Below are 16,468 nucleotides of genomic sequence, written 5' to 3' on the forward strand. Positions count from 1 at the left end.
TTTATTAATTATTAATTACAAATTCATTTTTATCGTCTGGCGTCAACGCATCTGGTTCTACGTTCATTGTACGTAAAACCGCGCCCATAATTGTGCCAAACACCGGTGCAGAAACTGCGCCCCCATAGTATTTACCCGCTTTGGGTTCATTAATAATGACCACTAAAGCAAAACGCGGGCGACTTGCTGGAGCAACACCTGCAGCATAAGAAATATATTGGTCGATATATTTTCCGTCAGGGCCTACTTTTTTTGCTGTCCCTGTTTTGATAGCAACGCGATAACCTTTAATTGAAGCTCTTACACCACCACCACCGGGCAGTGCTACGCTCTCCATCATATGAACAACTGTTTTCATCACAGGTTCAGGAAATACGCGAGTACCTGGTACAGGAGGATCAACTTTAGTTATTGATAATGGACGGTAAATACCAAAACTACCTATCGTTGCATAGACACGCGCTAACTGTAACGGCGTTACCATTAACCCATATCCAAATGAGAAGGTGGCCCTTTCAAGATCGGACCACCGTTGTTTTTTTATTGGAAATATGCCACTACTTTCACCAACTAGCCCCAAGTTAGTTGGTTTCCCAAGCCCAAATCGTGAATATACTTCCACTAATTCAGACGCAGGCATCGCTAACGCTAGGCGTGAAACACCAACGTTACTCGATTTCTGTAAAATTCCGGTTATCGATAATTCATGATACAACGCCACATCTTTTATTTGATGTCCACTGATACGATAAGGAACTGTATTAATTACACTATTTTCTTTAACGATATTATTTTGTAATGCGCTCATCACTACCATAGGTTTGACGGTAGAACCCGGCTCAAAAATATCGGTAATAGCGCGGTTACGCATTGAATCTTTAGGCGTACCCGCTAAGTTATTTGGGTTATAAGAAGGGCTATTAGCCATCGCTAATACTTCCCCTGTATTGACATCGACTAAAACCGCAGTCCCTGACTCTGCTTTATTTGCTATAACCGCATTTGTTAATTCACGATAAACAACTGACTGTAAGCGTTCATCAATACTCAGCATTAAGTTGTGCGCAGCTTGGCTATCGGTTTGAGCAATATTTTCAATAACCCGATTAAAACCATCTTTACGCACAACACGCTCACCAGGTGCGCCAGTTAGCCACTGATTAAAGCTTTTCTCAACACCTTCAATACCATCACCATCAATATTAGTTACACCAATGATGTGAGCAGTTACTTCGCCTGATGGATAGTAACGTTTAGATTCTTGGCGCATGTTAATGCCAGCAATTTTTAACTTACTGATGTAGTCACTAATCTCTGGATTAACTTGCCGAGCGAGGTAAATAAAACGAGCAGATGGTGTTGCTGCTATTTTTTGTTCGATTTGGTTAACTGGGATTTTTAATGCGTCAGCAAGTGCTAACCAACGGCTATCCGTCATATTTGGATTAGATTCTAAAACAACTTTAGGATCAGCCCAAATTGCATAAACTGGAACACTGACAGCAAGAGGACGCCCCATACGGTCACTGATCATACCACGTGCAGTAGGTACTTTTTGAACGCGTAAAGAACGCATATCCCCTTCTTTAATAAGGGGATCAGGATTAATAATTTGTAAATAGGCAACACGTATTAATAACGCAACCAAAGCGATTCCAATGCCGCTACAAAGCAACGCAAAACGCCAACTCACAAACCCTGTTTTTTCTTCAGGTTTGCGAAGTTTGGCATTTGACTTTGTCTTTGCTTTCGCTTTCGCTGAACGTGAAAATTTCATACTTGCCTTTATTATTTGGTTACAATAATGTTCTCTTTGGCTGGATCAACATGAACCATTCCCAATCGTTCACTTGAAAAGCGCTCAACACGGCTATGATCTGCCAACGCATTTTCTTCCAGAATAAGGTTCCGCCACTCGATATCCAGTACATTTTTTTCCAGCACTAAACGCTCTTTCTCTGCGGTAAGTAAGCGCGTTTTATGTGCAGTAGTGACGACATACACTGCCGAAATAATCACAGCCACTAATAAAATTAAAGGTAATTTGCCATGACGCAGTAAATCCTGCCCAATAACACCCGTTAGTGTGTGTCGTTCTGTAGACATTTATTCCTCTATACGCTGTGCTACACGTAATACAGAGCTCCGTGCCCGCGGGTTTTCTTCAACTTCAATACCTGTTGGCTTCATTTTATGTACACTTGATAAACGTGTACTGCCTAAAGCTTTAATTTGGTCTTGAGTCAATGGAATTCCTGCTGGAACTACTGGGCCTTTGCTTTCATCACGAATAAAACGTTTTACTAATCTATCTTCTAAAGAGTGAAAACTAATTACAGACAAACGCCCTTCAGGTGCTAAAACAGAAACAGCGCCTTTTAACGCTTTTGCTATTTCATCTAATTCACTGTTGATATAAATGCGAATAGCTTGAAAGCTTCGTGTTGCTGGATGTTTATGACGCTCTTTAACTGGGCTTGCATCGCTAATTAAATCAGCCAGCTGTTTTGTTCGAGTTAATGGTTCGTCTGTTTTATTACGAGCAACAATTGCACGCGCAATACGCTTAGCAAAACGTTCTTCACCAAAGGTTTTTAATACCCATGTGATGTCGTCTTCTTCTGCTTTCATCAACCATTGTGCAGCTGAAATCCCAGATGTCGGATCCATTCGCATATCAAGAGGCCCATCACGCATAAAAGAAAAACCGCGTTCAGGATCATCAAGTTGTGGTGACGAAACACCTAAATCCAGTAAAACACCATCAATTTTCCCTGCTAATCCCAGCTCAGTAACATAGTGTTCAATTTCTGAAAAAGGACCATGTATCACTGAGAATCGCGGATCTTTAATTTCGTTAGCAACTGCAATTGCTTGTGGGTCTCTATCAATAGCAATAAGGCGACCTGTTTCACCTAATTGAGATAAGATCAGACGAGAATGACCACCACGGCCAAATGTTCCGTCGATATAAATACCTGAAGGTTTAATATTCAGGCCATTAACTGCTTCATCCAGTAATACGCTGGTATGACTAAAATTATTTGTTGTCATTATTTAAAGTGATAAATCCAATAGTCGTGTCGATAACGGTTCCTGTGAGGTCTGCTCTGCCAAAATGTCTTCTTGGATCTGTTGATACCAGACCTGTTCATCCCACAATTCAAATTTATTGAATTGGCCGACTAGCATGACCTCTTTGGTTAGCCCCACATGCTGTCTAAGCGTGTTAGCTAACAAAAGGCGTCCTGCGCTATCCATCTGACATTCACTTGCATGTCCTAGTAATAATCGCTGAATACGACGTTCAGCAGGATTCATTGAAGAAAGTGCTGCCAGTTTTAATTCAATTTTTTCCCATTCAGGAAGTGTGTAAAGCAATAAACACGGCTGATTGAGATCAATGGTACAAACCATTTGACCTTCAGATATCTCACTCAGCGTTGTTCGATAACGGGAAGGAACTGTTATTCGCCCTTTGCTGTCAAGATTAACGAGAGTTGCACCACGAAACATACTCATTATCCTCAGCTTTGTAATTTACACCACATTGTCCCACAAATCCCCACAAATAGAGTTTACGGATGGTATGAAAACGTTGTCAAGCCAGATATAAGGAGCTTTATTTATATTTACAGTAAAATGATAAACAAACCGAAATGAGTAAAATATCGACAGAGAAAAAATCGGAAATATTAACATGATGATTAATATCGATTATTTTCTTTTTTAATCATTTAATCTCTAAAAATAATGATTATTAGTGATGAAAAACAAAAAAATCAGAAGAGAAAATCATAATGAGTAAAATATGATTTTAATAATAAAAATCTAATTTATTGCAGTTCATTTACCTTAAACCAACATAATAACCGGAGAATATTTTAATACGGGTAAATAAGATTTTGTTTGAAAAAATAATTCTATATCATGAAGATAGTAAAATTTTTTTATTCTCTTTAAAAAAAAACAAATAAGTAGTAATCTTTATTTAAGCAATATCACTTATGAAAAAGTTAAAATTTAATCCTTAAATCAAATTAAATGCCGTAAATAGTAAAAAAAGTCTTAAGATTAATCTCAAATTTTATTTTTTCTTGGCTACCCGACATTCTTTAACCAATAAACTCTCCCCGTTTTAATTTAATAAAACAGGGAGACTCTTAATAAGAACTATTAAGTATTATAAATAATGAGGCATAGATTAACGCGCTCTGCCTAAGCTACCACGGCGACATAAGTCACGGCGAATTCGAGTGATCCCGGCCTGTGGTTTTTGCTCTTCTTCAAGACTTGCTAAAACTAATTCCAACACACGTTCAGCAATATCACGATGGCGTTGAGCAACAGAAAGAACTGGACATTCTAAGAAGTCGAGTAACTCGTGATCACCAAAAGTAGCAATAACAAGTTGTGTAGGTAAACGGCCACTTCTTTGTAAAGTCACATCCATAACACCTTGTAACAACGCAAAAGACGTTGTAAATAGTGCATCAGGCATTGGATTGTTATTTAACCACTCTGAAAATGCAGCAGCAGCAGCTTCTCTTTCGTAGCTATTGGCATACAAATAAGTGACTTCTCTAGGGTCCTCCTTCCATACACTACGAAATCCTTGTTCACGCAAGAAACTCACAGATAATTCAGGTAGGGCACCTAAATAAAGTACGGATTCTGAAGGGAAAGCTTGTAACTCAGTTGCCAGCATTTTTGCATCTTCTAAATCATCACCAACAACACTGATAAAATGCTCGCTTTCTAATGCCCTATCAAGTGCAATAATCGGCAAAGCACGATTAGCCCAACGCTGATAAAAAGGATGTTCTGGTGGTAACGCAGTAGAGACAATAATGGCGTCGACTTGACGTTGTAGTAAATGTTCAACACAACGAATTTCATTGTCGGGCTGATCTTCTGAACAGGCGATCAATAACTGATAACCACGTTGGCGAGCTTGTCTTTCGAGATAATTAGCGATTCTTGTATAACTGGTATTTTCCAAATCAGGAATAACCAAACCAATAGAACGCGTGCGACCAGCGCGTAAGCCTGCCGCAACTGCATTCGGGTGGTAATTATGCTCTCTGACCACCGCCATCACTTTTTCAACAGTTTTGTCACTCACACGGTACTGTTTTGCTTTACCATTAATGACATAACTCGCCGTTGTTCGTGAAACACCAGCCAAGCGGGCGATTTCATCCAGTTTCACATTAACCTCTTTTAATTATTAAATGTGTTATTCATTACATTATTACTATGGTTTTCAGTCATCATACTGATCTGAGTTTGCATTTTAACACAATTTACTGATAAAACCGTATGCGTCAACGTTTCCGTTTATCTCTTTTATCAATTGCTATAGTTATTCTTATCAATCAAAAAAAGAGTTAATTAAGAAAAAAGCACCTTAAAGGTGCTTTTAATAACTGAGCAATTAGTCTTGATACATTAATTCAATTTCATTGCGATAACGTTCTGAAATAATTTTACGACGAAGTTTTAATGTTGGTGTTAATTCACCAGACTCCATCGTAAAACCTTCAGCAAGTAAGGTAAATCGTTTAACCTTATGAAAACTAGAAAAGTTTTTTTGCATTTCACGCAAGCGCTCGTCAAATAATTCTCTAATTTTAGTGTGACGTAATAATTCGATTCTATCGTGATATTTTAAATTCAATGCACGTGCATGGTCTTCAAGCGCATCAAAACAAGGCACGATCAACGCAGAAACAAATTTACGCGTGTCAGCAATAACAGCAATATGTTCGATAAAACGATCTTGCCCTAACGTACCTTCAATCATTTGAGGTGCAATATATTTACCATTTGATGTTTTCATCAAATCTTTTAAGCGTTCGGTAATAAATAGCGAGCCGTCTTTATCTAATGCCCCCGCATCACCTGTACGAAGCCAGCCATCATCGGTGAAAGCAGCCTGTGTATCTTCAGGTTTGTTAAAATACCCTTTCATTACAATACTGCCGCGCACTTGAATTTCGTTTTCTTCACCAATGCGAACATCAATACCGGGCAAGGGTGTACCGATAGATCCTAGTTTATATTTACCTTCTTCCCAGCATGAAACTGTAGCGCAAGTTTCTGTCATGCCGTAGCCGTATTTGATATTAATGCCAGTGGCTAAGAAGAAACGAATAACAGCATCATCTAAACGCGCGCCCGCAGCAGGTAGAAAACGAACTCGACCGCCAAGAATATCACGTAGTGGTTTCAGTACTTTCTTATCAGCGAAGCGATAGCAAAAACGAGAAATGAAATTAGGGCGACGTTGACTTAACTCTGCTTCCCGCTGTTTTTCACCCTGTTTAATTGACCATTTAAAGATAAATTGGCGCAATACAGATGCTTGAGAAACTTTATCTTGAATCGCACTATAAACTTTTTCGTAAAAACGAGGAACGGCACACATTACTGTAGGTTTCACAGCACTCATTGCTTCTCTAACAGCGTGAGTATCTGTTAAATATACGTTTATAGCACCTGTATGCATCACATAGAAGCTCCATGCTCTTTCAAAAACATGGGATAACGGCAAAAAGCACAATGAAACATCTTTATCAGATAAAGAAAGGCGTTCATCGTGTAAATAAAGCTGAGAAGCGAGGTTGGTGTAGTCTAACATCACTCCTTTGGGTTCACCTGTTGTACCTGAGGTATAAATCAAAGTGAAAAGATCGTCTAAGCAGCTCTCATCAATACGCTGTTGTAATACAGCATCATATTGAGAATGTGAGCCTTCCAATAAGCTTTCTAGGTAACATGAAGAGGAACCTGCGTTTAAAATTACATCAGAATTAAACACAATAATATGTTCGAGTTGAGGACATAAATCTAATAATTCAGAAACAATGTCATATTGTTTTTGGTCACCAACAAAAAGAATACGAACTTTTGCATCATTTAAAATATATGCGGCTTGCTCAACGCTACTCGTTGCATAAAGCGGAACAGTAACAGCGCGCAGCTGCAATGAAGCAATATCAGCCAACGACCAATCTATTGTATTTTGAGAAAAAATACCTATGTTTTCTTGAACTTCAACGCCCATCTCAAGTAAAGCATTTGAGAGTGCGCGCGTTTTTTTTTCAACCGATGCCCATGACATTTCAATATCTTGTTTAGCATCCCATTGACGATAAGCAATGTTGTTTCCGCTGTGTAAAAATTGCATCTGCAATCTTTTAATTATATGATAATCATCAAGATTATTATTAGTTATCATAATTTTCCTGCTATTTATGGAAAAGCGAGAGGTTAATGTGGCAGAAAGTAGAAAAACATTTTTCTACATTTTCAGCTTACACCTGTTCGCTGACTCGAATAAAAGTCTAAGTGATCCATAAAAATAAAGGAATCCAATTTTACATAAATTTGTAAAATTGTGAGTTATGAAAAGTTTTGCCAATGAAAACTATCTCATTACAGTCAGTAAAATAAATAACGACTTGATTATCTATCCTCATAAACGCAAAAACAAAAAACAACAATAAAAACAATAAATAACAAATTAAAATCAATAAATATCTAAGATGAGAATAAAAAATAATTGAATAAAACAGAGGAAAAAAACGGAAGATATAGATTAACGTTATATGATTAAGTAAATCACGTAGAAGCAATGGGCAAAAATAGTGACAGCAATCCAATGGGTCTTATCAACAGCATAAAACATACTTTTGGTTATTAGCAAAGGCTAACAATACCTGCCACTATTTCTGCATAATTAGCATAGAATACTAATTATGAGTGAAATCACACTCTAGTTTTGACAAACTTCACTGAGCAAATCTTTCATCCACAAATGACCTTTGTCACGTGCAGTGGACTCATGCCAAATAAGGTAACATGGGCGCTTAGTTTGTTCCCATGGTAACGACACAGCTTTAATATCAAGTTGTTGTGAATAACATTCCACTAACCATTTTGGTGCGATAGCGACTAAACATGTTTTAGAAACAATATTTAGTACACTATTTAAATCAGTCCCTTGATAAGTAATTAAATCCTCAAATTCTGTTCCTTTATAATAACAAGAGCTAAACGAACCAATATCCCCCAAAGAAACAATAGAGTGATGCTCTTTTAATAACATCTCTTCGGTTACACTCTCTTTAATACGAGGATGCTTATTTGATACAGCCAAAACAACTTCATCATTAAATAATGGGTGTGAATGAAATTCCATTTTATCAAATTGTTTATAATTAATGAAAAACTCTACTTCTTGGTATTTTAATTGATGTTCTATATTTTCGTTTAAATAAGAATTAATATTAACCGTAATATTAGGTGTTTGTTCTTTTATTTTTTCAACTATTTTGGGTGCTAGTTTTATATCAATTGGGCTACATATTGATAAATTAAATATTCGATCACTTTTTTCAGGTTCAAATCCGGCCCCTGGTAATTCATTATGAACAAGTTGTAATGCTTGGCGAACTGGGCCAAAAAGTTGTTTAGCTCTTAATGTAGGTTGGATACCTCGTCCATAACGAACAAATAATTCGTCATTAAACATAACCTTGAGTCTAGATACCGCATTACTTACTGCTGGTTGAGACATGCCAAGAACTTGAGCAGCACGTGTCACATTCTGCATTTGCATAACAGCATCAAATACCGTTAATAAATTAAGATCAACATTGCGTAAATGCATATCTGCTGACTCTTTACTGGTAACTGTTGCTGATGTGTAATCCGTCATTTTTTACTCCACTATGTTAGCATAATGGCTATTTAAATATCATTAATAATTAATTATAAAATCAATATTAAAAATATATAAAACCAAACCATTAGTTTAACTATTTATTAAAATTTATTATTCATCGTCCATGCATAGAACTAAACATATAAAATATTTTGCCAACCGATAAATTACCTTGGATATAATTATAGAAAAAATAACATTATAATTACATGTAGAGAATGATTATATAAACATATATTACAACCTGTTTTATCTTCTGCCTTGCAAATAATAAAACAAAGCATGATAAAAATCATAATAAAATGATACATTTTGCTAACTTAAATAAAAAACCTTAATTCATAAAAATATGTGATACAACTAATTTTATGCTTACATTCAAAATGTTGTCCTGACTTATTGTTTGATCATCTCTTCATATCGATTGGTTTTTCACTTATTTATCTGATTAAAAAAAAAGCAAACATTTGTTTAATTTTTTATTTCACTCCTTTTGAAACACTATGCAGAATATTAACCTAATCAATGAATCCGAGATAGATATAATCATTTATAAAAATTTAGATATTAGCCAATACCACTAAGAATTTTATATGAATACAGTCTAAGTAGTGATTTAATAAATTCCAATGCTTGACATATTTATTGGTATCTAGTATCAATAAATACAGATTATTGAGAACTTATCTAAGGATGTTTCATGTTGAACGCAATTTTACTATCAAGCCTACTACTACTCGCAATTATTATGCGCGGTTGGCTTATGGGTAAAAGATGAAACAAACCTGCCCTTAGAGAGAAACCCGCGCTAGTCGCGGGTTTTTTTATACCAGGGAGAGCGCAAAAAATTAAATAAAAAGAAAGGAACAGATTATGAGCAACAACGTTATTATTTTTGATACTACCTTACGTGATGGTGAACAAGCCTTGCAGGCTAGCTTGAATGTAAAAGAGAAATTACAAATTGCTTATGCATTAGAGCGTTTAGGTGTCGATATCATTGAGGCTGGTTTTCCTGTTTCTTCTCCTGGTGATTTTGAGTCAGTGCAAACTATTGCTCGCGAAATTAAAAATAGCCGTATTTGTGCCTTAGCACGTTGTGTTGATAACGATATTGATGTTGCAGCAGAGTCTTTAAAAATTGCCGATGCATTTCGTATCCACGTATTTTTAGCAACCTCAGCATTGCACGCTGAACATAAATTGAAAAAATCATTTGATGACATTATTGAAATGGGAATGCGTTCAATTAAACGGGCTCGCCGCTATACCGACGATGTTGAGTTTTCTTGTGAAGATGCAGGCAGAACGCATATTGATAATTTATGTCGTATTGTTGAAAGTGCTATCAATGCAGGTGCTACCACCATCAATATACCTGACACTGTAGGCTATACCACGCCTTACCAATTTGGCGGCATTATCACTAACTTATTCGAACGCGTACCTAATATCGATAAAGCGATCATTTCTGTTCATTGTCATGATGACTTAGGCATGGCAGTGGCTAACTCAATTACTGCGGTTCAAGCAGGAGCCAGACAAGTTGAAGGCACAATTAACGGATTAGGCGAGCGAGCAGGAAATTGTGCATTAGAAGAAGTAATAATGGCAATAAAAGTTCGTGAGCAAATGATGAATGTTCAAACGGGTATTAATCACAAAGAAATATATCGTACTAGTCAATTAGTCAGCCAATTATGCAACACACCAATTCATGCAAATAAATCCATAGTTGGCACAAATGCATTTGCACATTCATCAGGAATTCACCAAGACGGTGTACTGAAAAATCGTGAAACCTACGAAATTATGACACCAGAATCCATTGGCTTAAAAGAAGTACAATTAAATTTAACCTCTCGCTCTGGTCGAGCAGCGGTGAAACATCGTATGGAAGAAATGGGCTATCGTGAAGCTGATTATAATTTAGATAACTTGTATGCCGCATTTTTACGCTTAGCTGATAAAAAAGGCCAAGTTTTTGATTATGACTTAGAAGCGTTAGCTTTTATGGGGCAACAACAACAAGAACCTGAACAGTTTGTAATGAATTATTTTAATACTCAATCAGGTTCATCAACGATTGCAACAGCAAGCGTTAGCATTACATGTGGAACCGATGAAATCACTGAAGCCGCAACAGGAAATGGCCCCGTAGATGCAGTTTACCAAGCAATATCTCGCGCAACAGGTTATCCATTACAGTTAGTTTCTTATCAATTAACGGCAAAAGGTGAAGGAAGAGATGCCTTAGGACAAGTAGATATTGTTGTCGAATATCAAGGCCGAAAATTTCATGGCATGGGATTAGAAACAGATATAGTCGGATCATCAGCCAATGCCATGATGCATGTTATCAATAGTATTTGGCGCTCAGAGCAAGTCGAAATAGAAAAACGCAAACAACATACAACACAACAAGAAGCGGTTTAATTATGTCAAAAAATTATCATATTGCAGTATTACCCGGAGATGGTATTGGCCCTGAAGTTATGGCTCAGGCAAAAAAAGTGATGAATGCAATAAGTGAGCGTTTTTCACTGAAAATCACGACAAAAGAATACGATATCGGTGGTATTGCCATTGATAATCACGGCACACCGCTGCCAATAGATACCTTAACAGGTTGCGAGCAAGCTGATGCGATTTTATTTGGTTCAGTTGGCGGCCCTAAATGGGAACATTTACCCGCTAACGAACAACCCGAGCGTGGTGCATTATTACCTTTGCGTAAACATTTTAAATTGTTCTGCAATTTGCGCCCAGCTCGCTTATATGAAGGCTTAGAAGCTTATTGTCCTTTACGAGCGGATATCGCACAGCGCGGATTCGATATTTTATGTGTCCGTGAATTGACCGGTGGAATTTATTTTGGCCAACCTAAAGGTCGTAAAGGTGAAGGCGCTGAAGAACACGCTTTTGATACTGAAATTTATTACCGCTATGAAATTGAGCGTATTGCACGTTTTGCTTTCGAATCAGCACGTAAACGTCGCAATAAAGTCACCTCAATTGATAAAGCCAACGTGTTACAAAGCTCTATTTTATGGCGTGAAGTGGTTACAGAAATAGCAAAAGAATACGCTGATGTTGAAGTGCAACATATGTATATCGACAACGCAACAATGCAGATGATCAAAGATCCATCTCAGTTTGATGTCGTGCTGTGTTCCAATATTTTTGGCGATATTTTATCTGATGAATGCGCCATGATCACAGGTTCGATGGGAATGTTACCTTCTGCGAGTGTAAACGAAGAGCGCTTTGGGTTATACGAGCCTGCTGGCGGTTCAGCACCCGATATAGCGGGCAAAGATATTGCTAATCCTATTGCGCAAATATTATCTGCTGCGTTGTTACTGCGTTACAGCTTTAATGAAGATAAAGCCGCACAAGCTATTGAAGATGCAATTACTCAAGTATTAGCCAAAGGCTATCGCACTGCGGATTTAGCCGGTGATGGACAAGCAATAACAACGACTCAAATGGGTGATTACATCGCTCAATATATTCGTGAAGGGGCATAACATGGGAAAAACATTATATCAAAAAATCTATGATGCACATGTTGTCAGAGAAGTGAATGATGAAACACCGATTTTGTATATCGACAGACACTTAGTGCATGAAGTGACATCACCACAAGCTTTTGATGGATTGAGAACAAAAGGTCGCCCTGTTCGTCAACCAAATAAAACCTTTGCAACGATGGATCATAATGTCTCAACACAAACAAAAGACATCAATGCTTGTGGTGATATGGCACGAATTCAAATGCAAGAGTTAATGAAGAACTGCCAAGAATTTGGTGTGACCTTATACGACTTAAATCACCCATTGCAAGGTATTGTGCATGTTATGGGACCAGAGCAAGGATTAACCTTACCGGGCATGACGATTGTTTGTGGCGACTCACATACCGCGACGCATGGTGCATTTGGATCATTAGCTTTTGGTATTGGTACATCTGAAGTTGAACACGTATTAGCCACACAAACCTTAAAACAATCTCGAGCCAAAACCTTAAAAATTGAAGTAAAAGGCAAAGCCGCGGCTGGTATTACGGCAAAAGATATCGTTTTAGCGATTATTGGGAAATTAGGTAGCGCAGGTGGTACGGGTTATATCGTTGAATTTGCTGGCGAAGCGATTGAAGCCTTAAGTATGGAAGGCCGAATGACCTTATGTAATATGGCAATTGAAATGGGTGCCAAAGCAGGTTTAGTTGCTCCTGATGACACCACATTTGACTATTTAAAAGGACGTCAATTTGCCCCCAAAGATCAATCCTGGAATGAGGCAGTCGCTTACTGGCGTACCTTAAAATCTGACGATGATGCACAATTTGATGCCACAATAACCTTAGATGCCGCAGATATCGCACCACAAGTCACTTGGGGAACCAATCCAGGTCAAGTTATTGCCATTGACCAAATAGTGCCTTTATTAAACAGTTTTAATGACCCTGTTGAGCGTGCATCAGCAGAAAAAGCACTTACGTATATGGGGTTAAATGAAGGCGTTAATTTAACGGATATCACAATTGATAAAGTCTTTATTGGCTCTTGCACTAACTCACGGATTGAAGATTTACGTGCTGCCGCTGAAATTGCTAAAGGACATAAAGTTGCCTCTCATGTTCAAGCAATTGTGGTTCCAGGTTCAGGTCCAGTAAAAGCACAAGCTGAGGCCGAAGGCTTAGATAAAATCTTTATTGAGGCTGGTTTTGAATGGCGTTTGCCAGGCTGTTCAATGTGTTTAGCTATGAACAATGACAGATTAAATCCCGGTGAACGCTGTGCTTCCACCAGCAATCGTAACTTTGAAGGCCGTCAAGGGCGCGGGGGCAGGACACACTTAGTCAGTCCAGCAATGGCCGCAGCTGCTGCTATTAATGGTCATTTTGCTGATATTCGCACTTTTACCGTGGCATCTTAAAGGAGAACACCATGAATAAATTTACTCAACATACGGGTATTGCCGTTCCTTTAGATGCAGCAAATGTCGATACCGATGCTATTATCCCCAAACAATTTTTGCAGAAAGTAACACGCACAGGATTTGGTAAACACTTATTTAATGACTGGCGATTTTTAGATGATGAAGGCACACAACCTGATCCCGCGTTTATTCTGAATAAGCCCGTTTATCAAGGCGCTTCTATTTTATTAGCCCGTGAAAATTTCGGCTGTGGTTCTTCTCGTGAACACGCGCCTTGGGCATTAACCGATTATGGTTTTCATGCGGTTATTGCCCCTAGCTTTGCCGATATTTTTTATGGTAATGCCTTTAATAATCAATTATTACCCGTCAAATTAACGGATGATGAAATAGACCAATTATTTGTTTGGGTAAAAAATAATGCGGGCGCATCTATAACCGTTGATTTAGTTGCTCAAGAAGTAAGAGCTGGTGAATTATGTTTTTCATTTGAAATAGATACATTTCGTCGCCATTGCATGATTGAAGGATTAGATAGCATTGGTTTAACACTGCAACACCAAGATGATATAAGTGCTTATGAAACGAAACAGCCTGCATTTATGCAGTAATTAAACTGAAATTTACACCTTCTTCTACTTTCTGTGATGTTTAAACTTTGCCATTCTTGCCGTAAATTCGTTTACGGCTTTTTCATTTAAATAAAAACTACTGCCGATATTAAAAAATAAAAAAGCCAGTAATTAATTATTACTGGCCGGCAATCACCGAATGCTCAAATGGGGGAGTCTGTCAGAATTCACAATTTTGAATCACTAACAAGAGAGCTAACTTTAAACACAGTTATTATCCGTCTAATATAAGGAAATTAAAATTGATCACTTTAGCAAGGGATTTCCTCTTTTATGACTTCACCCCGTTTAGAGTCACAATTTATCCGTCTATGGCAAGCGTTTCAGGGAAAAGCGACTGAAACAACATTACAACAACTTGCAGAGACACTGCACTGTACGCGTCGCCATGTACGCTCTTTATTAAATAAGATGCAAGAAATAGGTTGGATAAGCTGGCAAGCAGAAGTCGGTCGAGGTAAAAAATCCACCTTAATTTTTCATTCAAACGCCTTAGAAATTCAACAAAATCGTGCAGAAAGATTAATTGAAGAGAACGATATTGAAAAACTTGTCGCCCTAATGGGAGATAAAGACTCAGTACGACAAATGGTGCTAGCTCAAATTGAAAAAAGCTTTCATCCGGGACAGCAGCTATTACGCATTATTTACTATCGCCCTTTCTATAATTTATTACCTGGCACACCATTAAGACGCTCAGAGCTGCATTTAATGAGTCAAATATTTAATTCCTTGGTTCATTTAAAAGAGGAAAATGGGGAAGTAGAGGCAGAATTAGCACATCATTGGCAAATGATAACAGAGCAACATTGGCGATTTTATTTACGCCCCGCTATCTATTTTCATCATGGCCGAGAATTAACGCTGGAAGATATTAGCACCTCATTACTTCGCATGAAGCAATGTAATCCACTTTATGCGCATATCGAATACATCTCATCACCTCAACCTTATGTGCTCGATATTTTTTTAACCACAGCGGATAAGCAATTTGCAACCTTATTAGGTAGCCCCCAAGCGGTTATTTTACCTCAAGAATGGGAAACATTACCTTCTTTTGCACAACATCCTATTGGCACAGGGGCTTATCAGATTATTGCTAATGATAAACATAAGCTGCAAATCAAAGCGTTTAATCGCTATTTTGGACTAAGGGCTTTATTAGATGAAATAGATATTTGGGTTGTACCTCAACTAAATAATAAAATGGTCTGCTCAACCATTCATTTAACGGATGACGATACCAACAAAGACTCATTAGAGAGCCGTAAAGAAGAAGGATGCTATTTTCTGCTTTATGACGGCCGTTCTACATTATGCCAACAAACAGAGATCAGAGAATGGCTTAGCAGCGTATTAACGCCTGTAAATATGCTAAGCCATTGCGATCCTTTTTATCAGCGACACTGGTCACCCGCTTATGGTTTATTGCTACATTGGCATCACAGTAAACTTATTCGACAGCATCCAAAACCAGCGTCATTAACCAAACTCACTCTCACGCTTTATAAAGAGCATCACGAATACAGCACAATAGCTGATTTAATTAAAAGTATTTTATCGGAATATGATATTGAATTAGAGATCCGCCTTATCGATTACGATCAATGGTATTATGGCAATGCTGAAAGTGACATTTGGCTAGCCACTGTAAATTTTTATAAACCTCTTGAATTCTCTATTTTTGCAGCGCTCTATGAACTTCCTTTATTTCATCGGTGTTTAGGTTCTTCTTTTACACAAGAGCTAGAACAATGGCACCAAAAAACATTACCTCTTGAAGAATGGTGTAGACAGCTGACGCAAGATATTTGGTTATATCCTTTATTTCATCATTTACTTGAATTACAAGGACAGAGAACTATTCGTGGCGTCAAAATGAATACTTTTGGTTGGTTTGATTTTAAATCGGCATGGTTTACACCAGACATAGAGACTAATCTATCAAAATAAGATATTTAACTTTAGATTGGTGATTAAACGCTCACTTATTGGTGTTAATTCACAGAAAACACCAAAGTTATAAACACCAACACAGATGCCCAGGGGATTTATTCACTTTTTCTGTGGATATCTATGTGAAAAAGAGTGAGATAATCAGGGTATAGTTTTATCACTATAAAAAAAATTGCTATAACAAAAATAAAAATATCACTTATAA

General features: G+C 37.6%; 12 protein-coding genes. 5 read left to right on the forward strand and 7 right to left on the reverse strand.

Annotation, left to right across the window (positions count from 1 at the left end; translation table 11 throughout):
* Positions 1-4 precede the first annotated feature (4 nt).
* From ftsI to leuO, 7 genes are all read right to left on the reverse strand, one after another.
* Positions 5-1,777, reverse strand: coding sequence for a peptidoglycan glycosyltransferase FtsI (ftsI, locus tag M997_RS14115; RefSeq protein WP_064720747.1), 1,773 nt, complete (start codon positions 1,775-1,777; stop codon positions 5-7).
* Between the two features lie 11 nt (positions 1,778-1,788).
* Positions 1,789-2,106, reverse strand: coding sequence for a cell division protein FtsL (ftsL, locus tag M997_RS14120; protein WP_064720748.1), 318 nt, complete (start codon positions 2,104-2,106; stop codon positions 1,789-1,791).
* On the reverse strand, positions 2,107-3,054 hold the full coding sequence (gene rsmH, locus M997_RS14125) for a 16S rRNA (cytosine(1402)-N(4))-methyltransferase RsmH (protein ID WP_064720749.1): 948 nt from the start codon (positions 3,052-3,054) through the stop codon (positions 2,107-2,109).
* 3 nt (positions 3,055-3,057) lie between these two features.
* A complete protein-coding gene (gene mraZ, locus M997_RS14130) occupies positions 3,058-3,516 on the reverse strand; it encodes a division/cell wall cluster transcriptional repressor MraZ (RefSeq protein WP_064720750.1) in 459 nt (152 codons plus the stop codon).
* 688 nt (positions 3,517-4,204) lie between these two features.
* Positions 4,205-5,212, reverse strand: coding sequence for a catabolite repressor/activator (cra, locus tag M997_RS14135; protein WP_064720751.1), 1,008 nt, complete (start codon positions 5,210-5,212; stop codon positions 4,205-4,207).
* 225 nt (positions 5,213-5,437) lie between these two features.
* Entirely contained in the window at positions 5,438-7,243 is a 1,806-nt protein-coding gene (locus M997_RS14140) for an AMP-dependent synthetase/ligase (protein ID WP_064720752.1), read from the reverse strand.
* A gap of 537 nt (positions 7,244-7,780) precedes the next feature.
* Positions 7,781-8,725, reverse strand: a complete 945-nt coding sequence (gene leuO / locus M997_RS14145; RefSeq protein WP_064720753.1) for a transcriptional regulator LeuO — start codon at positions 8,723-8,725, stop codon at positions 7,781-7,783.
* Between the two features lie 879 nt (positions 8,726-9,604).
* Here leuO and leuA point away from each other — a divergent pair.
* From leuA to sgrR, 5 genes are all read left to right on the forward strand, one after another.
* On the forward strand, positions 9,605-11,167 hold the full coding sequence (leuA, locus tag M997_RS14150) for a 2-isopropylmalate synthase (RefSeq protein WP_064720754.1): 1,563 nt from the start codon (positions 9,605-9,607) through the stop codon (positions 11,165-11,167).
* 2 nt (positions 11,168-11,169) lie between these two features.
* Positions 11,170-12,261 (forward strand): 3-isopropylmalate dehydrogenase, encoded by a 1,092-nt coding sequence (leuB, locus tag M997_RS14155; protein WP_064720755.1) that lies wholly within the window; start codon positions 11,170-11,172, stop codon positions 12,259-12,261.
* Position 12,262: 1 nt separating this feature from the next.
* Positions 12,263-13,672: a 3-isopropylmalate dehydratase large subunit gene (leuC, locus tag M997_RS14160; protein ID WP_064720756.1), complete on the forward strand. Its 1,410-nt coding sequence runs from the start codon at positions 12,263-12,265 to the stop codon at positions 13,670-13,672.
* An 11-nt stretch (positions 13,673-13,683) separates the two neighbouring features.
* The gene (leuD, locus tag M997_RS14165; protein ID WP_064720757.1) at positions 13,684-14,286 is read left to right on the forward strand and encodes a 3-isopropylmalate dehydratase small subunit; all 603 of its coding nucleotides are present in this window, start codon (positions 13,684-13,686) and stop codon (positions 14,284-14,286) included.
* A 294-nt stretch (positions 14,287-14,580) separates the two neighbouring features.
* Entirely contained in the window at positions 14,581-16,260 is a 1,680-nt protein-coding gene (gene sgrR / locus M997_RS14170; protein WP_064720758.1) for an HTH-type transcriptional regulator SgrR, read from the forward strand.
* Positions 16,261-16,468: the final 208 nt, after the last annotated feature.

The sequence above is a fragment of the Proteus hauseri ATCC 700826 genome, assembly GCF_001654965.1.
GTDB lineage: Bacteria > Pseudomonadota > Gammaproteobacteria > Enterobacterales > Enterobacteriaceae > Proteus > Proteus hauseri.